This window comes from Nonomuraea sp. ATR24 (genome assembly GCF_041950485.1).
Lineage (GTDB): Bacteria > Actinomycetota > Actinomycetes > Streptosporangiales > Streptosporangiaceae > Nonomuraea > Nonomuraea ceibae.
Genome location: NZ_JBGNUU010000005.1, coordinates 1 through 19,346, shown reverse-complemented (window position 1 = coordinate 19,346; position 19,346 = coordinate 1). Strand labels below are relative to the sequence as shown.

The 19,346-nt window shown below is 72.6% G+C and carries 21 protein-coding genes; 17 read left to right on the top strand and 4 right to left on the bottom strand.

The window, feature by feature from the left end:
- Positions 1–137 precede the first annotated feature (137 nt).
- On the bottom strand, positions 138–830 hold the full coding sequence (locus tag ACBI99_RS14140) for a response regulator transcription factor (protein ID WP_219518567.1): 693 nt from the start codon (positions 828–830) through the stop codon (positions 138–140).
- A 174-nt stretch (positions 831–1,004) separates the two neighbouring features.
- On the opposite strand from ACBI99_RS14140, the gene ACBI99_RS14135 reads away from it, so the two are divergent.
- From ACBI99_RS14135 to ACBI99_RS14080, 12 genes are all read left to right on the top strand, one after another.
- On the top strand, positions 1,005–1,256 hold the full coding sequence (locus ACBI99_RS14135) for a MoaD/ThiS family protein (RefSeq protein WP_219518564.1): 252 nt from the start codon (positions 1,005–1,007) through the stop codon (positions 1,254–1,256).
- 64 nt (positions 1,257–1,320) lie between these two features.
- A complete protein-coding gene (locus tag ACBI99_RS14130; RefSeq protein WP_219518561.1) occupies positions 1,321–1,986 on the top strand; it encodes a DUF2993 domain-containing protein in 666 nt (221 codons plus the stop codon).
- Positions 1,987–2,035: 49 nt separating this feature from the next.
- Complete coding sequence (locus ACBI99_RS14125; RefSeq protein WP_219518558.1) at positions 2,036–2,548, top strand: sigma-70 family RNA polymerase sigma factor; 513 nt, start codon at positions 2,036–2,038, stop codon at positions 2,546–2,548.
- On the top strand, positions 2,548–3,408 hold the full coding sequence (locus ACBI99_RS14120) for a zf-HC2 domain-containing protein (RefSeq protein WP_357584944.1): 861 nt from the start codon (positions 2,548–2,550) through the stop codon (positions 3,406–3,408). Before ACBI99_RS14125 ends, ACBI99_RS14120 begins: the two co-directional genes overlap by 1 nt.
- 34 nt (positions 3,409–3,442) lie before the next feature.
- Positions 3,443–3,775, top strand: a complete 333-nt coding sequence (locus ACBI99_RS14115) for a thioredoxin family protein (protein WP_246646931.1) — start codon at positions 3,443–3,445, stop codon at positions 3,773–3,775.
- Between the two features lie 3 nt (positions 3,776–3,778).
- A complete protein-coding gene (locus ACBI99_RS14110) occupies positions 3,779–3,892 on the top strand; it encodes a putative leader peptide (protein WP_357584367.1) in 114 nt (37 codons plus the stop codon).
- A 225-nt stretch (positions 3,893–4,117) separates the two neighbouring features.
- The gene (locus tag ACBI99_RS14105) at positions 4,118–4,957 is read left to right on the top strand and encodes a sulfurtransferase (protein ID WP_219518553.1); all 840 of its coding nucleotides are present in this window, start codon (positions 4,118–4,120) and stop codon (positions 4,955–4,957) included.
- Positions 4,957–5,259, top strand: a complete 303-nt coding sequence (locus ACBI99_RS14100; protein WP_375072448.1) for a DUF1416 domain-containing protein — start codon at positions 4,957–4,959, stop codon at positions 5,257–5,259. The genes ACBI99_RS14105 and ACBI99_RS14100 overlap by 1 nt, the downstream gene beginning before the upstream one ends.
- A gap of 88 nt (positions 5,260–5,347) precedes the next feature.
- Complete coding sequence (locus ACBI99_RS14095; RefSeq protein WP_308126233.1) at positions 5,348–5,908, top strand: RNA polymerase sigma factor; 561 nt, start codon at positions 5,348–5,350, stop codon at positions 5,906–5,908.
- A complete protein-coding gene (locus ACBI99_RS14090; RefSeq protein WP_375072447.1) occupies positions 5,905–6,651 on the top strand; it encodes a methylated-DNA--[protein]-cysteine S-methyltransferase in 747 nt (248 codons plus the stop codon). The genes ACBI99_RS14095 and ACBI99_RS14090 overlap by 4 nt, the downstream gene beginning before the upstream one ends.
- 75 nt (positions 6,652–6,726) lie before the next feature.
- Positions 6,727–7,662 (top strand): ADP-ribosylglycohydrolase family protein, encoded by a 936-nt coding sequence (locus tag ACBI99_RS14085; RefSeq protein ID WP_375072446.1) that lies wholly within the window; start codon positions 6,727–6,729, stop codon positions 7,660–7,662.
- A gap of 117 nt (positions 7,663–7,779) precedes the next feature.
- Positions 7,780–9,039 (top strand): hypothetical protein, encoded by a 1,260-nt coding sequence (locus tag ACBI99_RS14080; protein WP_219518541.1) that lies wholly within the window; start codon positions 7,780–7,782, stop codon positions 9,037–9,039.
- Here ACBI99_RS14080 and ACBI99_RS14075 read toward each other — a convergent pair.
- The 3 genes from ACBI99_RS14075 to ACBI99_RS14065 are packed head-to-tail and all read right to left on the bottom strand — an operon-like array spanning position 9,029 to position 11,475.
- Positions 9,029–10,177 carry a hypothetical protein gene (locus tag ACBI99_RS14075; RefSeq protein WP_375072445.1) on the bottom strand — a complete coding sequence of 383 codons (1,149 nt, stop codon included), beginning with the start codon at positions 10,175–10,177 and terminating at the stop codon, positions 9,029–9,031. The two genes, ACBI99_RS14080 and ACBI99_RS14075, sit on opposite strands and share 11 nt — an antisense overlap.
- Before the next feature lie 3 nt (positions 10,178–10,180).
- Entirely contained in the window at positions 10,181–10,819 is a 639-nt protein-coding gene (locus tag ACBI99_RS14070) for a hypothetical protein (protein WP_219519258.1), read from the bottom strand.
- Positions 10,819–11,475, bottom strand: a complete 657-nt coding sequence (locus tag ACBI99_RS14065; RefSeq protein ID WP_375072444.1) for a hypothetical protein — start codon at positions 11,473–11,475, stop codon at positions 10,819–10,821. The genes ACBI99_RS14070 and ACBI99_RS14065 overlap by 1 nt, the downstream gene beginning before the upstream one ends.
- 139 nt (positions 11,476–11,614) lie before the next feature.
- On the opposite strand from ACBI99_RS14065, the gene ACBI99_RS14060 reads away from it, so the two are divergent.
- The 5 genes from ACBI99_RS14060 to ACBI99_RS14040 form a co-directional block, all read left to right on the top strand.
- Positions 11,615–13,552: a hypothetical protein gene (locus tag ACBI99_RS14060; protein ID WP_219519253.1), complete on the top strand. Its 1,938-nt coding sequence runs from the start codon at positions 11,615–11,617 to the stop codon at positions 13,550–13,552.
- A gap of 72 nt (positions 13,553–13,624) precedes the next feature.
- A complete protein-coding gene (locus ACBI99_RS14055; protein ID WP_219519251.1) occupies positions 13,625–16,600 on the top strand; it encodes an ATP-binding protein in 2,976 nt (991 codons plus the stop codon).
- A 40-nt stretch (positions 16,601–16,640) separates the two neighbouring features.
- Entirely contained in the window at positions 16,641–17,870 is a 1,230-nt protein-coding gene (locus tag ACBI99_RS14050; protein ID WP_219519248.1) for a MurT ligase domain-containing protein, read from the top strand.
- Complete coding sequence (locus tag ACBI99_RS14045) at positions 17,860–18,573, top strand: type 1 glutamine amidotransferase (protein ID WP_219519238.1); 714 nt, start codon at positions 17,860–17,862, stop codon at positions 18,571–18,573. Before ACBI99_RS14050 ends, ACBI99_RS14045 begins: the two co-directional genes overlap by 11 nt.
- 55 nt (positions 18,574–18,628) lie before the next feature.
- A partial coding sequence (locus ACBI99_RS14040) for a serine/threonine-protein kinase (RefSeq protein ID WP_375072443.1) occupies positions 18,629–19,346 on the top strand: 718 nt, incomplete at its 3' end.

The window sequence follows — 19,346 nt, the reverse complement described above, 5'->3', positions numbered from 1 at the left end:
CGCCGGTAGATCCGGGCCTTCTCGTCGGCCAGCGACCGGAAAGGGCTCACCGCCACCACCATTCCCCGGGACGGCGGCGTCCACGACTCGACACTTGTCAGATCAGTTGAACTCCGATCAAGGCAAGTGTCAACGGTTCATACGTGCGCGGAATCGGCCCGATCGGGAACGAAGCGGTAACCCACGTTGCGCACGGTGCCGATCAGCGACTCGTACTCGGTGCCGAGCTTGGCCCGCAGCCGCCGCACGTGCACGTCGACCGTGCGGGTGCCGCCGAAGTAGTCGTAGCCCCAGACCTCCTGGAGGAGCTGCGCCCTGGTGAACACCCGGCCGGGGTGCTGCGCCAGGTATTTGAGCAGCTCGAACTCCTTGAACGTGAGGTCGAGCACCCGGCCGCGCAGCCGGGCCGTGTAGGTGGCCTCGTCGATCGACAGGTCGCCGCTGCGGATCTCGTCGGGCACCTCCTCGGCCGACCCCTGCGACATGCGGCCCACGGCCATCCGCAGCCGCGCCTCCACCTCGGCCGGCCCGGCGCTGTCGAGCAGCACGTCGTCCACGCCCCACTCGGCGGTCATCGCGGCCAGCCCGCCCTCGGTGACGATCACCAGCAGCGGGCAGTCGATCCCGGTGGTGCGGATCAGCCGGCACAGGCTCTTGGCCTGCACGAGCTCCTTGCGGGCGTCGACGAGCACGGCGTCGGACGGCGGGGCGTCGATGAGCGCGGACGCCTCGGCGGGCGCGACGCGGACCGAGTGGAGCAGCAACCCGAGCGCCGGCAGCACCTCGGACGACGGTTCGAGGGCGTTGGTCAGCAGGAGCAGGTTGCTCATCTCGGCCTCCTAAACGCGCAGGGACCCGGGGGCTACGTCGCCCAGGTCCCGTAGGCGAGGATATCCCACGGCTTTGTCGCGGACATTGCGCGTCCAGGGGGTGAACAACGGCTCTCATGAAACATCCGTGTTAACGAACGTGCACAATGGTGGAGAATCTACGGTGAGGTACTGATGGCCTTGGGAAAAGTGCGTTATTGGGCGGCGGCGAAGCAGGCGGCCGGGGTGGCGGAAGAAACGTTCGAGGCCGCCACGCTTGGCGAACTCATGACGAAAATCACAGAAAACCGCGCCGAACTCGCTCGGATCGTGAGCAGGTCGTCATTCTTGATCGATGGTTCTCCCGTCGGTAAGAGGCCGCATGACGAGGTGCCTCTCGGCGACGGCGTGACCGTCGAGGTGTTGCCGCCGTTCGCCGGTGGGTGATGGCGCGCTTTGGCGGGGAATCAGTCGATAAGCTCATGACCCCCCGCGTGAGACAGGGAGCCCGATGCGCAAGCTGCTCGTTTTCCTGATGCTGCTGATCGTCCTCCTGGTCGTCCTCGACCGGGTCGCGGTCGCGGGCGTGCAGCGCGACCTGGCCAACCGCATCGCCGCCGCCACCGACGTCACCGGCACCCCCGAGGTCACCATCGAGGGCATCCCCTTCCTCACCCAGGCGATCTCGGGCCACTACCCGGAGGTGCGCTTCGACCTCGGCACGCTCAGCTACGGCGGCGTGCCGATCGAGAACCTCAAGGGCGCCGCCTACGACGTGACCGCCCCGCTGACCGACGTCATCCAGAACCGGGCCGACATCCGGGCCGGGCGCCTGGCCGTCACCGGCACCGTGTCCAGCGCCACGATCGACCGCTTCGCCCCGCAGGGCGTCAAGGTCAGCGGCAAGGGCGACAGGTTCGTCGCCTCCGGCGAGCTGATGGTGGGGGCGCAGAAGGTGAAGTTCACCGCCGAGATGCGGGCCGAGCTCGCCGACGGCGGCATCCGGCTCCAGGCCGAGAAGATCGAGGGCGTGCCCGACCAGCTCGCCCGGCTGGTCAACTACACGGTCCCGTTCAAGGGCAAGCTGCCCTTCGACGTCAAGGTCACCGAGGTGAAGAGCGTGGCCGGCGGGCTGCAGATCTCCGCCGAGGGGACCGACGTGCCGCTGCGTGGATGATTCCGTGGACGACGCTGAACCGGTCCGGCGCCCCGTACGTGAAGAGGGTGTGAGTCCAGCTGGCACCGCCGACGAGGAGCTTGTGAGAAGCCTGTTCGACGAGCACGCAGGGCCACTGTACGGATACGTGCTGCGGCTGACGGGCGATTCGGGACGGGCGGAGGACGTGGTGCAGGAGACGCTGCTACGGGCGTGGCGGCATCCTGACGCGCTCGCCGACCGGCCGATCAGGGCCTGGCTGTTCACCGTGGCCCGCAACCTCGTCGTCGACCAGCACCGGGCCCGCAAGGCGCGCCCGCCGGAGATCGGCGACGAGGCGCTGGCGGTGCTGCCGGCGGACGACGACCTGGAGCGCGCCGTCGAGTCGTGGGCCGTGGCCGAGGCGCTGGCCGAGCTGCGGCCCGAGCACAAGGACGTGCTGCTGGAGGTCTACTACCGGGGGAGATCGGTGAAGGAGGCGTCGGCGAAGCTCGGGATCCCGCCGGGCACCGTCAAGTCGCGCACCTATTACGCGCTGCGGGCGCTCAAGCTCGCCCTGGAGGAGCGGGGGCTGGCGCCGTGATGACGTGCGAGGAGGTGCGGCTGTCGCTCGGCGCGCACGCGCTGGGCGCGCTGGAGCCGGACGAGGCCGAGGAGATCGACACCCATCTGGCCACGTGCGAGGCGTGCGGGGCCGAGCTGCTGGACCTGGAGGGGGTCGCCGGCTTCCTGGGCAAGGTGTCGGAACGTGACGTGGAGCTGGTCGCCAGCCCGCCCCGGGCGGTGCTGGACCGGCTGCTCGACGACCGCGCCAGGCGTCACCGGCGCGGCAGGCGGCTGACCGTCGTCGCCGCGGCGGCCGCGGCGCTCGTCGTGGGCGGCACGGTGTGGGGCGTCACCCAGCAGGGCGGCGCCACGGAACAGGCCGCCTCGGCGCCCGCCGCGCAGTCGACGGTGAACCAGCCTCTGACGAGCGAGGAGGCGGCCGACAAGGCGATGCCGCTCCCGTCGACGGGCAGGCCCGAGCGCGCGATGCCGCTGCCGTCGTCCACCGAGCTCGACCAGGCGGAGCCGCTCCCGTCGTCCAGCGAGCGCGTGAAGGCGACCCCGTCGGCGCGCGAGTCCGAGGCGCCGTCGCTCTTCATGGAATCGGCGGAGGAGCGCGAGTTCGCCGGCGCGCGGCAGGGCCGCGACGTCACCGTGCGGGCGCAGCCCGCCGAGGACGGCGCCGAGCTCCACGTCGTGGTCACCGGCCTGCCGCCGGACGCGGAGGGCCGCATCGTGGTCCGCGGCCGTGACGGCGGGCGCGAAACCGCCGGGTCCTGGACCGGCTCCGCGCCGCAGTTCTCCGTGCGCACGCGCATCCCGCTGGATCAGATCGCCCGGCTCGACGTCGTCGGCGTCAAGGGCGACCTGTACGTGAGCGCCGTGCCGAGGAATTGACCGGAGGCCCGCGCTGGTTGCACCGGACGTGCTGCTGAACGAGACCGAGCTGGGCGCGGCGCTGGGGGAGCGGGCGACGCTCGTCCAGTTCTCCACCGCGTTCTGCCAGCCGTGCCGGGCCACCCGCCGGGTGCTGAGCGACGTGAGCGCCCTGGTGCCCGGCGTCGCCCACGTGGAGATCGACGCCGAGTCGCGGCTGGATCTGGTGCGGCGGATCGGCGTGACGGCGACGCCGACGGTGCTCGTGCTCGATTCCGCGGGAAAAGTGGTGAAGAAGGCGGCCGGGCAGCCGCGCAAGGCCGACGTGCTGCACGCGCTGGCCAGCGCTTTGTCTCACGATCCATCTCATGACTCGGACGAGATGTGACAGATGGCGAGACGGCGATGTAATGTCGTCGCTGTGAACCCATCGACAGAGCTGCTGACGAAGCGGCGCGCGGTTGATTTCTGCCGCGTCGCCACCGCGCTCTGTCGCGCTGCCTGAGGACGGTCTACGCGCGTTCCAACCGCGCCCCCACCCGACCCTTCAGGAGCATCCCATTGATGCGTGCCGATCTGCCGTGCTCCGGCGTGGCGCCTGCCATCACCACCCCCACGAGGGGTGTCATCGGGATGCTCTCCTCACTGCAGCCTGGGGAATGCGCCTCGGCTGCGACAGAAATCCGCTGACCCGCCGTCTCCTGCCCGCCGCCAAACTGGAGGTTTCCCAATGAGCCGCTCCGCCGTCCTGGTGGACGCCGACTGGGTCGAGGCCAACCTCGACACCCCCGGTGTCGTTCTCGTCGAGGTCGACGAAGACACCAGCGCCTACGACAAGGGCCACATCCGTGGCGCCGTGAAGATCGACTGGAGGACCGACCTCCAGGACCCGGTCCGCCGCGACTTCGTGGACAAGACCGGCTTCGAAGCCCTGCTCTCCGAGCGCGGCATCGCCAACGACGACACCGTCATCCTCTACGGCGGCAACAACAACTGGTTCGCCGCCTACGCCTACTGGTACTTCAAGCTCTACGGCCACGACCAGGTCAAGCTGCTCGACGGCGGGCGCAAGAAGTGGGAGCTCGACTCCCGCGAGCTGGTCAAGGACGTTCCCCAGCGGGCGAAGACCGCCTACGTGGTGTCCAACCAGGACGACAGCATCCGCGCCTTCCGTGACGACGTCGTCGCCGCGATCGGCAAGCTCAACCTGGTCGACGTGCGCTCGCCCGACGAGTTCACCGGCAAGCTGCTCGCCCCCGCCCACCTGCCGCAGGAGCAGGCGCAGCGTGGCGGCCACGTGCCCACCGCGCGCAACATCCCGTGGTCCAAGGCGGCCAACGACGACGGCACCTTCAAGTCCGACGACGACCTGCGCGCCCTCTACGGCGCCGCCGGCGTCGACTTCGGCAAGGACACCATCGCCTACTGCCGCATCGGCGAGCGCTCCGCGCACACGTGGTTCGTGCTGCACGAGCTGCTCGGCCAGGCGAACGTGAAGAACTACGACGGTTCGTGGACCGAATACGGTTCGCTCGTGGGCGTTCCGATCGAGCTGGGGGAGGCCCGCTGATGAGCACTGCACAGGGTTGCGGAGCGCCGGAGCAGACCATCGCGCTGCCGGCCGGGATCGATCTGTCCAACCAGGCCGTCATCCAGGGCCGGGTGACCGGCGCCGGCACCGCCTACGCGCGGCTGCTCGACCACTCCGGCGAGTTCACCGGTGAGGTCGTCGTGTCCGACGAGGGCATCTTCCGCTTCTTCGCGGCGCCCGGCGACTGGACCGTGCGCATCATCGCCGGCGGCGGCGTCACCCGTGACGTCCAGGTGGAAGCCCGGCTGGGCGAGGTCTCCGAGCTGGCCGTAGCGGTTTGACCCAGGTCACGCGAAGCCCGCGTCCCCTTCCCGGGGGCGCGGGCTTCTCGCGTGCAACCGAATCGCGCTCGCCGGTGTTCTACTGAACGTGAGCCAGACCGACTGCCTCGACCCGGTGCGCAAAGCACTGCTCGACGACCTCGACGAGGGCTTCGCCGAGCTCTACTCCGCGCACCGCTGCGTGGTCTTCACCACCGCGCTGCGGCTCAGCGGGGCCTGGAGTGACGCCGAGGACCTGACCGCCGAGGCGTTCCTGCGCGCGTACCGGGCGCTGACCGGCTACGACTCCGACCGCATCGCCGCGCTTCAGCCTCGCGCCTGGCTGCTGACGATCCTGATGAACCTCTGGCGCAACTGCGCCCGCACCCGTTCCCGCAAGCCGCCGCCCGACCTGCGCGACGAGCCCATCGAGACGCCCGACCCGCGCGAGGGTGTCGAGGAGAGCGCCGTCCGCCGCGAGACGGGCGACGAACTGCACGCCCTGCTGGGCCTCCTGCCGGCCGACCAGCGTGCCGCCGTCGTGCTCCGGCACGTCGTCGACCTGCCCGTCGCCGAGATCGCCACCGTGCTCAAGATCCCGCAGGGCACGGTCAAGTCGCACATTTCGCGCGGACTCAAGCGCCTGCGCGCCCTGGGAGGTGCCCGATGACCCACCACGCCACCGACCCGCTCCTCGCCCGGCTGGCCGGGCTCGGCGTCGACGCCCCCGCCGGGCTGCTCGACCGCGTCGCCGCCCGCTGGGTGCGCGTGCCCGGCCCCGTCGGCGACGTGACCGTCGCCTTCACCGACCAGGGCATCGCGTACGTGCGCGAGGACCACGACGGGTTCGCCGCGGCCTTCCATGACCGTTTCGCCCGGCCGCTGCTGCCTGCCGCCCGGCCGCCCGCCGGGCTCGTGACCGCCCTGCGCACCGGCCGCGCCGCGACGCTCGCCCTCGATCTGCGCGACCTGACCCCCTTCCAGCGCGACGTGCTGCAGGCCGCCCGGGCGATCCCCCGCGGCGAGGTCCGCCCGTACGCCTGGATCGCCGCCCGCATCGGCCGCCCCACCGCCGTCCGCGCCGTGGGCACGGCGCTGGCGGGCAACCCGGTGCCGCTGCTCGTCCCGTGCCACCGCGTCATCCGCTCCGACGGCGCGACCGGCGAGTACGTCTTCGGCGCCGCGGCCAAGGAACGCCTGCTCGCGGCCGAGGGCGTCGACCTCGGCCGGCTCCGCGCCCTGGCCGGCTCCCGCGTCTTCTACCTGGCCAGCGACACCACCGGCATCGTCTGCTTCCCGACCTGCCACAACGCCCGGCGCATCACGCCGGCGCACCGGCACGGCTTCCGCACCCTTCCCCAGGCCCGCGCCGCCGGCTACCGCCCCTGCCGCTCCTGCCGCCCGGCCGCCTGAGGCGGTAACGGGGCATGGCCTCTCAAGAGGGGCAGTGTCCCCCAGGAGGGCAGGGGCGGGTCGTAGGCTGCCGGGATGGAGCGTACGGAACGGGTTGTCGGGGCGGTTGTCGGGTCGGCGGTGGGTGACGCGCTGGGGGCGCCGTTCGAGTTCGGCCCCGCGGGCGCGTTCAGCGCGCGCTTCCCGAAGGCGGGCGGCCAGGGGGAGATGTGCGGTGGCGGCGGCTGGGGCCCGGGCGAGGCGACCGACGACACGCAGATGGCCGTCCATCTGGGCGAGTCGCTGCTGGAGCGCGGCGGTCTGGACCTGCCGGACGTGTTCGCGCGCTTCCAGCGGTGGGCGGCGGCCGAGCCGAAGGACATCGGCCTGCAGACCGAGCAGGTGCTGACGAACGGCATGCCGTGGGACCTGGCGGCCGCGTTCCACTTCGAGAGCACCCGCCGCGCCGCCGGCAACGGGTCGCTGATGCGGGCGACCACGTCGGCGGTCTACTTCGCCCGCCAGGGCCGTGAGGCGAGCATGGACGCCGCCCGGCGCATCGCGGCGCTGACCCACGGCGACCCGGCGGCGTGGGCGGGCACGGCGATCTACCACGAGCTGCTGCGCGTGGCGCTGGACGGCGGCGACCCGCTCTCGGCGATCGGCGACGCGCTCGCGCACGTGCCGGCGGAGCACCGTGAGCGCTACGCGGTGGCGCTGGCGCCCGGCTGGCATCCGGACCAGGCGACGGAGTTCAACGGCGCGGTGTGGCCGTGCCTGGGGTCGGCGGTGTGGGCGGTGCGCACCACGTCGGGGTTCGAGGACGCGCTGCGGGCGGCCGTGGACGTGGGCGGCGACACCGACACGGTGGGCGCGGTGACGGGCGGCCTGGCGGGCGCGGTGTACGGGTCCGGCGCGATTCCGGCGGGCTGGACGGAGCCGCTGCACGTGCCGCTGCCGGGCGCGGGTGACCGGGTGCTGCGGCTGCCGGAGCTGGCTGACCTGGCCCGCCGGCTGGACGCGGGGGCCTGAGGCCGCATTCCGTAGTTGCTGCTGCGGCACTTGGGGCAGACCGCTACGATTCAGCAGATGTCCGGATCGTCAGGTGTGATGGCACCGCCCCGGCCTGGGCCCGAACCGGCTCAGCGAGTGCCGTCGCCGTTCTCGCTGCCCCTGCACGCGCTCAGGCTCGCAGGGCGGTGCGCGCTGCCTCTGATCCTGTGGTTCTCCGTCGGCGAGCTGCTGCGCTGGGGACTCCTCTACGCCGCCACCGAGGTCCAGCACGGCAGCTTCAGGCAGCCGCGGCTCATCCTCGCTTACGTGCTCCTGACCGTGATCATCCTCGTCTCGATGACGGTGATCACCGGCATGTTCCTGTCGCTGCGCCGCGCGCTCATGGAGACCCGGGCCAGACGGGCGGACGGGCAGCCGGACGAGCAGTTCTGGTACTCGCTGAACCGGGTCGCGCCCGCCTTCGCCGTCATCTACATGGCCTGGTCGCTGTTCTACGAGGACGCCGCCGACTTCCAGCAGATGGACCTGTTCCACAACCTGGACGACAACTTCTACACGCCCATACTCAACAACGTGGCCAACGGCACGAACGAGGAGGTCACGTACGGGCTCGGGCTGGTCAGCCTGGACTGGCGGGTCTCGCTCGCCGCGATGGTCGTGACGTTCGGGCTGCGGCTGCTGTTCGGCCGGATGGTCGAACGGGGCACCGGCCGCTACTCCGGCATCGCCGCCGCCTTCGCCGAGTTCTCCTTCGTGTTCTGCGCGCTGAACGCCCTCTACAACATCGCGCTGGCCCGCAGCGAATGGGCCGAGCACCGGGCCGTCGTCGACGGCACCAAGAGCTTCTGGGAGCAGGCCAAGCAGAGCGTGCCCGGCTGGGAGGCGTTCTGGAACTGGTTCGGCGAGGTCTGGCCGCACATCACCGAAGCGCTCGCCGTGCCGCTGACCTGGCTGGCCGTGGCCATTCTCGTGTTCGGCGGAAGCGTGGACGACACCCGCAGGGCGCTGCGCGGCACCAAGCTGGAGCGGGGCGTCGACCGGCTGGAGAAGTCGCACACCATCACCCAGTCGGCCGTGGACCGCGTCGCCGGCGGCTTCATCGAGCGCTGGGTGCCCGTGGTCAACGCCTTCCGCATCACCATCAAGGGCGGGGCCGCGCTGTTCGGGCTCATGTGCCTGCTCTACACCGGCATCCACGTGGGCGCCGACTACCTGGAACGGGCGGTGCGCACGCTCGTCGGGTCGGACGTGCCGTTCATGTGGCTCTACGCCGGTTACCCGGTGACGTTCGTCAAGGAGCTCCTGGTGACCGTGCTGACCTACAGCGTGCTGGCCGCGGCCTTCGACATCGCGGCCACCAGGGCACGGCTGCAGGGCGAGGACATCACCGCCTGAACACCAGCACGTCGTTGCGCGCGGCCTTCGCCTCGTCCTCCGGGCTGATCGCCATGAGCTTGTCCACCGGGGTGTCGGAGCGGTAGGTGATGTCCGGCGCGAGATGCAGCTCCACCTCCGCGGCCACCGCCTTCGGCACGACCGCGCCCGCCGTGTAGGAGTACGGGACGCCGACCTCGTGCTTGTCCGTGGGCAGGTCGTTCTCCACGATCTCCACCCGCCAGGTGCGCTCCCGCTTGTCCTCCAGCGTGAGCTCCGGCACGCCGGTGAGCACCGCGCCGGTCTCGTCGGCCGCCTTCCGCGTGACGACGATCTTGAGCCACTGCTTGTCGGGCGTGTTGTGCCTGCCGCCGGGCGGGGCCTCCATCGGCTCGATCGACGACTTCCACGTGACGTGCTCGAACGTCTTCTCCTGGCCCGCGGGCACCACGTGGACGGTCTCGCCCGGCTGGCCGCTCTTGTAGAACAGGTAGCGGTCGGCCGTCGGCAGGCCGATGCTCAGCGCCAGCGCCAGCACCGCGCCGACCCCCAGCAGCACCGTACGCGGGCGCTTGGGCGGCTGCGCCGCCGTCCGGGCGTCGTCGCCCGGCGGCTCGGCGTCGCCGGAGGCCGCCCCGGGCCGGGCCTGCGGGCCCTGCGCGTGGGCGCCGGGCGGGTGCGCGAGGCCGGGCGGCTGGGCCGCGCCGGGCGGGAGCGGGCCCGCGCTGGGAATCGCCGGGATCGGCTGCGTGGAGCTGGTGGACTCCCGGCGCATGGGCGGCCACACCTGCTGGTCCGGGTGCACGCCGACGCGCCGCTGCATCCCCGGGTACGGCTGCTGCCCCGGAGGCGCCCCGGGCCTGCCCTGACCTGGGGCCGGTGCGGCGTGACCGGGCGTGCCCTGGCCGGGGGGCACCGGCCTGGAACGGCGGCGCCGCCCGGGGAGCGGCTGGCCGCCCTGCGGCGCCCCGCCGGGGTACGGGGGACCGCCCTGGGGCGGGCCCTCCGGGTACGGCGGACCGCTCTGGGGCGGGCCCTCCGGGTACGGCGAGCCGCCCTGGGGCGGACCGCCCGGGTGCGGGGCGGCGGGGGGCCGGTCGTCGGGCCGGGCCGGGCGGCCGGGGGCCGGGGCGAACCAGTCGCGGTCGTCAGTGCTCATCGTCTACTTCTTCTCGCCCAGGTCGACAACGTCCGCGGGCGCGGAACTCAGCTTCTTGGCCGTCGCCGCGTCGATGCCCAGGTCGATCTGCGCCTCCGGCGGCATCGGCTCGACGTACAGCCCGGCGATCGGCAGCCGGAACACGACCTGCGCGCCTTCCAGCGCCGAGGCGGGCACCTCGAACACGAACCGCCCGGAGGTCGTCCAGCCCGGCTGGATCCACGGGTACGCCAGCGTCGCCATCTTGTCGACCTTGTCCGTGGCGGTGTACTTCTTGCCGTCGGCGGCGAGCAGCACAGCGGGGCCCAGGTGAAGGGGTTCCTTCGGCACGGTCGCCTCGGCCTCGACGACGAGGAACACCTGCTCGGCGGTCACCGCCTCGTCCTGGTTCCTGACGGTCCTGGCGGTGGTGACGTCGCGTACGCGGACGGAGAAGCGCCCGGCGTCGACCATCTCGCCCTTGGCGCCCGCGTACGTGAGCGGGGCGCCCGTCTCCTCGACGGAGAGCCGCAGCGACTGGACGCCCACGGCGCCGGCGGCGAGGACGATCCCGGCCAGGGTGCTGAGCAGGACGGCGCCGGCGCCGCGGCGGCGCGGGGCCTGACGGCGGGAGCGGCGCGGGGCCACGGTCTGCGCGGTCATCAGGCGTCCTCACGCTTGACGGGCAGGGTGACCGTGGCGGCCACCTCGGTCGCTCCCGGCTTGCCGAGGGGGTCGTCCTCGCTCGGCAGGATCCAGCTGGTCTCGCCGGTGAGGGGGTTCTCGACGGACTCGTACACGCCGAGCTCGTAGGTGACCTCCGCGGGCGGCTCGGCGGCGGCGTCGAGCTCGTAGCGGGCGACCACGGTGACGGGGACGCCGGGGTGGAGCTGGGCGGACTCGGCGCCCTTGGAGGTGACGAACAGCCGGCCGCCGGACTTCGTCTTGATCTCGGGCGTCATCTTGAGCAGCGCGCCGCCGAAGCTGTAGCCGCTGCCCTTGTCGGTGGGCAGGTGGCCGACCGAGATGGTCTCGTCGGTCTTGTTGGTGACCTTGAAGAGCACGTCGAGGAAGCGCTTGTTCTCGGCGGACCCGATCTGCGCCCGCTGCAGCGTGACCTTCGACTCCACGAACTGGGTCTCGAACTGGCCCTGGTCGAAGCTGTGCCCGGTCTTGACCTTGGGCGGCGGGGCCTCGGGCGCCTCGTTGAGGCCGCCGAGCAGGGCGGTGACGCCGATGGCGGTGAGCGCCACCAGGGCCAGGGCGGGCACCGCTACCGGGCGTCTCGGCTTGTCGCTGCCGCCGGAGGGTTCCGTCATGGGTATGGATGGTAATAGGTCACACTCATCCCACTCACCCCAATGCGCCCATTGCGCTGGCCGAATTGCCGCGAACCCTGCCACAGCAGGGGTTGTAGCTTTTACGCTGTCATGACACAGGGCAGCCGGAGGGGGTCACGTGGCGGACGTGCATCCCGATCACGCACAGCTCCAGTCGGACCGCATCTATCTGGGCTGGCAGTACCTCCTGCTCCATCCCGATCCGGGCCCGCCGCCGAAGCGCCCCTCGCCCGCCGAGGAGGCGCCGGCCGCCGGTGACGGGCCGGACCCCGAGCTGCTGCGCCGCGAGCGGCTCCAGGAGGACATGCTCAACCGGCCGGTGCGGTTCGTGCGCATGTTCATGCTGGCGCTGACCGCGCTGCTGCTGGTGGTGGCCGTCGCCGGCTACCTGGACTGGTCGTTCGCGCTCCTCGGGATAGCGGCGGCCGGCGGTGTGGCGGCGATCTGCGCGTACGCGATCCTCCAGGGCGACCGGGCGGTGAAATACCGCGTGTCCGAGCAGCAGGCGCGGGCCGACCGGCAGCGTCAGGAGCGCGACCGGGAGCTGTTCCGCGCCCAGGAGGAGCACGCCCAGCGCTACCGGGAGTGGCAGGAGGTCAAGGAGCGCCACGACCGCCAGCTCAACTGGTACGCGGTGGCCGTCCCCGACGAGATCGACCGCGTCGACGTGGCGGGCGGCACGCTGCCCGGCTGGTCGGCGCTGATCACGCTGCTGGGCGCCACCCGCCTCTACAGCGGCGGTCACCTGACCGTGCTCGACCTGTCGGAGGGCGCGATCGCCAAGGACCTGATCGAGCTGGCCCGCAAGGGCGGCGACGATCCGCTGGTCTGGGTGCTGCCCGTCGACCTGCCCCGGCTCGACCTGGGCGCGACGCTCAAGCCGGAGGCGTTCGCCGACGTGCTGGCGCACGTGGTCAGCGTGAGCGAGGAGCACCGCACCACCCGCGACCTCAGCTTCGACAACGCGATCCTGGAGCGGGTGCTGGAGGTGCTCGGCGAGAACGCCACGATCAGCCAGGTCACGGCCGCGCTGCGGGCGCTCGCCCAGGTCGGCGACCCGCGCGACGACCTGCGGTTCGGCCTGATCACGGCGTCGCAGCTCGAGCGCATCGGCACGCTGTTCGGGCGGGGCGTCAGCGACCGGGTGGTGATCGAGCGCGCCTGGGCGCTGGAGTCGCAGTTACGCAAGCTGGAGACGCTCGGCACCCAGGCGGTGCGGCTGCCCCCGGCGAGGCTGCGGGTCGTCAGCATGGACCGCCAGGCGGGCGTCTTCGGCAACCGGGTGCTGGGCACGTACGTCGCGACGGCGCTCACGCACATCCTGCGCCAGTCGCCCGCCTCCGACCGGCCCTGGTATCACACGATCATCGTGGCGGGCGCGGACAAGCTCCGCGGCGACGTGCTCGACCGGCTCATGGACGCCTGCGAGACCTCCCGTACGGGGCTCGTGCTCACGTACCGGTCGCTGACCCCGACCGTGCGCGAGCGGCTGGGCCGGGGGCACGCGGCGGTGGCGTTCATGCGGCTCGGCAACGCCGAGGACGCCCGCGTCGCCAGCGAGCACGTCGGCACCGAGCACCGGCTGGAGCTGGCCCAGCTCACCGAGACGATCAGCGACTCGCTGCCGCGCCTGGACGGCGGCTACACCTCCACCATCGACCAGCTCGACGACGGCGGCCAGGAGCGCGCCGAGAGCCACGCCGACCTGGCCGAGGACATCACGGAGTCCACCGAGTGGGGCAGGACCGCCGACAAGATCTCCGAGACCGAGCGGGTGCTCCAGCGCTCGCGCGAGTTCCTCGTCGAACCGCACCAGCTCCAGCAGCTCCCCACCACGTCGGTGATCGTCACCGACGCCACCGCGCAGGGCCGGCGCGTCCGCCTGGCCGACGCCAACCCGGCCATCCTCACCTTCCCCAAGACGACGCTGGGCGAGCTGGAGGACGTCCGCGACGCCGTCCTCGGCGCCGGACACCAGGAGAACGGCGACGGCGAGCCGCCGCCGAATCTGGGCCCGCCCCCGCCGCGCCTGGACTGGCGCAAGGACAGGCAATGACATGGTCAATGCCGAGGTGCCGCGCTGGCGGGGGGCGGAGTTTTACTGAACGACCGTCTGTGGGGGGATGAAATGCAGCCGAGTGTGTCGCTGAGCGGGCCCTGGTACCGGATCCAGTCCATCGCAGCACCCTCGCGCAGCTCGTCGGCGGAGTGGGATTTCGTCACCGTGCTGCCCGCCGTGCTGTCGGCAGCCCAGCGGGACCGGCCGTTCGTCATCGGCTGGCTGTCGCGCGGCTCCGGCGCGCCGCTGGAACTGATCACCAACGCCGGGCCGCTGTCGCCGCCGCGCCAGCCGCGCCGCTCGCCCGACGCGCCCGGCCGGCCCGCCGGGCCGCAGCCGCTGCTCTTCCCGGGCGGCGCGCGCGGCGTCGAGCTCGACGAGGAGTACCTGGCCGACCTGGCCGACCTGGTGTGGACGCCGTGCCCGGGCCGCCAGGCGCCGCCGCTCGGCGGCCGGCGCGACTCCGCCGGGCTCGACCCGGACGAGCTGAAGCGGCCCACGCTGTTCGAGTCGACGCTGGTGACGCTCATGTCGCGGCCGTTCGCCTGGCTGGTCGTGGCCGAGCCGACCGACCTGCTCGACGCCGAGGTGGCCCACCTGCGCACCCAGCTCAACGTGCTCAGGCAGTACGGCGACGCCTCCGAGCGGTCCCGGTTCGACGCCGAGCGGGCCGAACGCCGGATGCAGGAGCTGGACGCCTTCCGCGAGGCCGGGCTGTGGAACGTACGGGTGCTGGCCGGGGCCGCCACCGCCGAGGAACTGGGCCAGATCGCGCCCGTCCTGGTCGGCTCGGTCGAGATGAGCCACCACCCGTACCGGCTGCGCAGCGCCCAGGGCTCGGTGCACGCGCTGCCCGAGGCGCTGGCCATCACCATGCAGGACCCCGCCGACGGCGCCGCCGCCCCCTTCGCGGCCACGGCGGGGGCGCTGGCGGCGCTCGCCGGGCTGCCCAGGCGGGAGGTGCCGGGCGTGCGGGTGCTCGACTCCGGGTTCTTCGACGTGACCTCCGAGGCGGGCGAGGGCGAGCTGGAGCTGGGCGAGATCCTCGACGGCCAGGACCGCGGCGTCGGCTCGTTCCGGGTGCCGCTGGCCACGCTCAACCGGCACGCCTTCGTCACCGGCGCCACCGGCTCGGGCAAGTCGCAGACGGTCAGGCACCTGCTGGAACAGCTCAGCCACGCCGGCATCCCGTGGCTGGCCATCGAGGCGGCCAAGTCCGAGTACGCGGCCATGGCCGGCCGGGTGGAGTCGATCGGCCCCGTCACGGTGATCAACCCGTCGGCGCCCGGCGGCGTGCCGTTCAGCATCAACCCGCTGGAGCCCGAGCCCGGCTACCCCGTCCAGGCGCACATCGACATGGTCAGGGCGCTGTTCATGGCCGCCTTCGACGCCGAGGAGCCGTTCCCGCAGATCATGTCGCTGGCCCTCCAGCGCGTCTACGAGGCCACCGGCTGGGACGTCGTCACCGGCGGCGCGGTGCCGGGCTCCAAGGTCCCGCCCAGCGTGCCGACACTCGAACAGCTCCAGCAGCACGCCATGGACGTGATCAAGGAGATCGGCTACGGCCGCGAGGTGCAGGCCGACGTGGAAGGCTTCATCTCGCTGCGGCTGCGCTCGCTGCGCGTCGGCTCGGCGGGCCGCTTCTTCGAGGGCGGCCACCCCGCCGACATCGGCGGCCTCATGCGCCGCAACGTCGTGCTCGCCATCGAGGACGTCGCCAACGACGAGGACAAGGCGTTCCTCATGGGCACGCTGATCATCCGCATCGTCGAGCACCTGCGGATGCGCGCCCGCCAGGAGAAGACCGCCGACCTGCGGCACGTCATCGTCATCGAGGAGGCGCACCGGCTGCTGCGCGACCGGGGCGCCGGCCGGGCCGCCACCCACGCCGTCGAGCTCCTGGCCGGCATGCTCGCCGAAATCAGGGCGTACGGCGAGGGCATCGTCGTGGCCGAGCAGATCCCCACCAAGCTCGTCCCCGACGTGGTCAAGAACACCGCGCTCAAGGTCGTGCACCGGCTGCCCGCCGAGGACGACCGCCGGCTCGTCGGCGCCGCCATGAACCTCAGCGACGAGCAGTCCCGCCACGTCGTGTCGCTGCCGCCGGGCGACGCCGCCGTGTTCGCCGACGGGATGGACCGGCCGCTGCGCGTCCGCGTGCCGCTCGGCGAGTCACGCGAGAAGCTGCTGGCGAGCCCGCCGCCGCCGATCCGCGGACGCCGCTCGGCCGCCTGCGGCGCGCAGTGCCGCACCGGGCAGGCGTGCACGCTCGTCGAGCTGCGCGAGGCCGACGTGCTCGCCGACGCCCCCGACTGGGCGTGGCTGCGCATCTGGTGCGACACGGTCGTGCTCGCGTTCGTCAGCAACCGGCCGCTGCCCGGCGTCCCGCGCAGCCTTGCGGGCGCCTGGTCCGACCTGCCGGCCCGCCGCCGCGAGTGCCTGCTCGCCACCCTGGTCGAACGGGCCGTGCAGCGCCGCGCCTGGTCGCTGCGGAGCTGGTTCGACCCCGCCCTGCTCACCGAGAAGGCCGCCGAGACCGCCACCCGCCTGCTCGGCTCGCTCGAACCGGGCGGCGAGCGTCCCGGCGCGTCGTGGGTGATCCCGCAGGTGCGCTGGCTGCACGAGGTCGACAGGCTCTTCCCGTACGGCAGGCCCGCGCCCGACCTGCGCAGCCCCGCCCCGCCCCTGGAGTACGCGCTGTTCCGCCAGCAGGCCAACGGCAACGGCTCCGCCGACCTGATGCACGCCGAGCTGCTCGGCCACCGGGCCAAGGCACTGCGCCACCACCCGCTGTCGATGGAGGTCGCGCACAACAGGGCGCTGGCGTGGCGGGTCATCCTCGGCGACGACGAGGGCGACGGCGTCCAGCGCGACGTCAACTCGGTCGCCATCGGCGTCGAGGCGCCCGCCAGGCTCCGCCACGTCGGCCAGACGATGGGCGCCGGATGGCTGGAAGGCGTGCTGTCGTGGCCGCGCCGGTTCGTGCTGCCGTTCGAGGACGGCGGCGCCCCGGAGATCGCGTTCGTGGAGTCGGGCGGCGAGTAGGAGGGCCCGGGATGCCCCGGGCCGACTAGGATTCTTGTTCATGACCCAGCTTCCACTGCGGGCTCAGCTCGCGAGCGCTCTGGGCCGCAGTGCCGCGACGCTGTCCAGGATGACCGGGCGGGGTGACGGTTCGGTGATCGGCGGCAGGGTCGGCCTGATGCTCGAGCCCGACCTGCTCCGCCAGCTCGCCCGCGACCGCAAGCTGGCCCTGGTGAGCGCCACCAACGGCAAGACGACCACCACCCGGCTGATCACCTCCGCCCTGCTGGAGCTGGGCGAGGTGGCCACCAACGCCTATGGCGCCAACATGCCGGCGGGCCACGTCTCCGCGCTGTCGCAGCACAAGAGCGCCCCCTACGGCGTGCTGGAGGTGGACGAGAAATACCTGCCCGAGGTGCTCGACACCACCGGCGCGGGCGTCGTCTGCCTGATGAACCTCAGCCGCGACCAGATGGACCGCGCCGCCGAGATCTGGCTCCTGGCGCAGAAGTGGCGCAGGGCGCTGTCCGGCAAACCCACCCACGTCATCGCCAACTGCGACGACCCGCTCGTCACCTGGGGCGCCTCGACCGCCGCCAAGGTCACCTGGGTGGCCGGCGGCCAGCGCTGGAAGGAAGACTCCTGGAGCTGCCCCGAATGCGGCGGCCCGCTGGAGCGCAAGGGCGTCGACTGGGCCTGCCGCGAATGCACCTTCCACCGGCCGGAGCCGCAGTGGGTGCTCGACGACGACGCGGTCATCGACCCGCGCGGGCAGCGCTGGCTGCTCGACATCCAGCTCCCCGGCCTGGCCAACCGGTCCAACGCGGCGATGGCGCTGGCCGTCTCCGAGGCGTTCGGGCTGCCGGTCGAGCGGGCGCTGCCCCGGCTGCGCGAGGTCACCTCGGTCGCCGGCCGCTACACGACCGTCGAGCGCGACGGCCGCCACGCCCGGCTGCTGCTCGCCAAGAACCCGGCGGGCTGGCTGGAGGCGTTCGACGTCACCGACCCGAGCCTGCCGATCATCCTGTCCGTCAACGCCCAGGGCCCGGACGGGCGCGACACCTCCTGGCTGTGGGACGTCGACTACCGCATCCTGCGCGGCCGCCCGGTGTTCGTCACCGGCGAGCGGCGGCTCGACCTGGCGCTCCGGCTGGAGGTCGCCGACGTGCCGTTCGCGCTGTGCTCCTCCTTCTCCGAGGCGCTGGCCATGCAGCCGCCCGGCCGGGTCGACGTGATCGCCAACTACACCGCCTTCCAGCTGATCCGATCGGAGTTCGGCCGTGCCGTCTGACAGCGCCCTTCGCATCGTCTGGATCTACCCCGACCTGCTCAGCACCTATGGCGACCAGGGCAACGCGCTCGTCCTGGAGCACCGGGCGCAGCGCCGGGGCATCGAGACCGAGACGATCCACGTACGGTCCGCCGACCCCGTCCCCGAGACCGGCGACATCTACCTGATCGGCGGCGGTGAGGACCGGCCGCAGATCCTCGCGGCCGAACGCCTGCGCCGCGACGGCGGCCTGCACCGCGCCGTGGCCCGCGGCGCCGCCATGCTCGCCGTCTGCGCCGGCTACCAGATCATGGGCAGCACATTCGGCGGCGAGGAGGGCCAGCCGGTCGACGGCATCGGCCTGCTCGACATCTCCAGCGCCCGCGGCCCCGCCCGCGCCGTCGGCGAGCTCGTGGCCGAGGTCGACGCCGCGCTCGGCCTGCCCACGCTGACCGGCTTCGAGAACCACATGGGCGTCACCCGGCTCGGCCCCGGCGTCCGGCCGCTGTCCAAGACCGTCAAGGGCGTCGGCAACGGCGACGGCTTCGAGGGCTGCTACGCCGGTCACGTCATCGGCACCTACCTGCACGGCCCCGCCCTCGCCCGCAACCCCGCGCTGGCCGACCTGCTGCTGTCATGGCGCGTCGGCGAGCTCGCCCCGCTCGACGACACCCGCTACGAGCAGCTCCGCCAGGAGCGCCTGAGCACGGTCCTGGCCTCCTGACGGCGTGTCCGCTCCCCTGTGGCCGGGGGATCCGGCATCCGTAGGCGGTCACCGCTTGCTCGGCCGTCTTGGCGAAGGGGGCCAGGGTGTCGTCTACCTCGCCGAGACGGCCGCCGGGCAACGGGTCGCGATCAAGGTCTTACACCCGCTCGCCCCCACCGACGCCCACGCCCGCGAGCTGTTCCTGCGCGAGGTCGCCGCCGCCCGGCGCGTCGCCCAGTTCAGCACCGCGCGGGTGCTCGCCGCCGACCTCACCGGCGGACGCCCGTACATCGTCAGCGAGTACGTGCCCGGAGAGTCACTGCAACAGCTCGTCACCCGCGACGGGCCCCGCGAACCCGGCGCCGTCATCCGCATCGGCATCGGCACCGCCGCCGCGCTGTCGGCCATCCACCGCGCCGGCATCGTGCACCGCGACTTCAAACCGGGCAACGTCCTGCTCGGGCCCGACGGGCCCCGCGTCATCGACTTCGGCATCGCCCGCGTCCTCGACCAGACCTCCACCGCCGGCGGCCTCGTCGGGACGCCCTCGTACATGGCGCCTGAACTGTTCGCCGGCAGCCGCGCCACGGCGGCCTCCGACATGTGGGCCTGGGGCGCCACCCTCGCCTTCGCCGCCACCGGCCGCGCCGTCTTCGGCGACCACAGCCTCCCGGCCGTCATGCACCGCATCCTCACCGGCGCTCCCGACCTCACCGCCCTCCCCGCCGCCCTCCGGCCCCTCGTCGAAGCCTGCCTCGCCAAGGACCCCGCCGCCCGCCCCACCCCCGACG

What these genes read in the sequence shown, in the direction of transcription:
- ACBI99_RS14140 (WP_219518567.1), bottom strand. Translation starts at nt 830, where the DNA reads ATGAGCAACCTGCTCCTGCTGACCAACGCCCTCGAACCGTCGTCCGAG.
- ACBI99_RS14135 (WP_219518564.1), top strand. Translation starts at nt 1,005, where the DNA reads ATGGCCTTGGGAAAAGTGCGTTATTGGGCGGCGGCGAAGCAGGCGGCC.
- ACBI99_RS14130 (WP_219518561.1), top strand. Translation starts at nt 1,321, where the DNA reads ATGCGCAAGCTGCTCGTTTTCCTGATGCTGCTGATCGTCCTCCTGGTC.
- ACBI99_RS14120 (WP_357584944.1), top strand. Translation starts at nt 2,548, where the DNA reads ATGACGTGCGAGGAGGTGCGGCTGTCGCTCGGCGCGCACGCGCTGGGC.
- ACBI99_RS14110 (WP_357584367.1), top strand. Translation starts at nt 3,779, where the DNA reads ATGGCGAGACGGCGATGTAATGTCGTCGCTGTGAACCCATCGACAGAG.
- ACBI99_RS14105 (WP_219518553.1), top strand. Translation starts at nt 4,118, where the DNA reads ATGAGCCGCTCCGCCGTCCTGGTGGACGCCGACTGGGTCGAGGCCAAC.
- ACBI99_RS14100 (WP_375072448.1), top strand. Translation starts at nt 4,957, where the DNA reads ATGAGCACTGCACAGGGTTGCGGAGCGCCGGAGCAGACCATCGCGCTG.
- ACBI99_RS14090 (WP_375072447.1), top strand. Translation starts at nt 5,905, where the DNA reads ATGACCCACCACGCCACCGACCCGCTCCTCGCCCGGCTGGCCGGGCTC.
- ACBI99_RS14085 (WP_375072446.1), top strand. Translation starts at nt 6,727, where the DNA reads ATGGAGCGTACGGAACGGGTTGTCGGGGCGGTTGTCGGGTCGGCGGTG.
- ACBI99_RS14075 (WP_375072445.1), bottom strand. Translation starts at nt 10,177, where the DNA reads ATGAGCACTGACGACCGCGACTGGTTCGCCCCGGCCCCCGGCCGCCCG.
- ACBI99_RS14070 (WP_219519258.1), bottom strand. Translation starts at nt 10,819, where the DNA reads ATGACCGCGCAGACCGTGGCCCCGCGCCGCTCCCGCCGTCAGGCCCCG.
- ACBI99_RS14065 (WP_375072444.1), bottom strand. Translation starts at nt 11,475, where the DNA reads ATGACGGAACCCTCCGGCGGCAGCGACAAGCCGAGACGCCCGGTAGCG.
- ACBI99_RS14055 (WP_219519251.1), top strand. Translation starts at nt 13,625, where the DNA reads ATGCAGCCGAGTGTGTCGCTGAGCGGGCCCTGGTACCGGATCCAGTCC.
- ACBI99_RS14050 (WP_219519248.1), top strand. Translation starts at nt 16,641, where the DNA reads ATGACCCAGCTTCCACTGCGGGCTCAGCTCGCGAGCGCTCTGGGCCGC.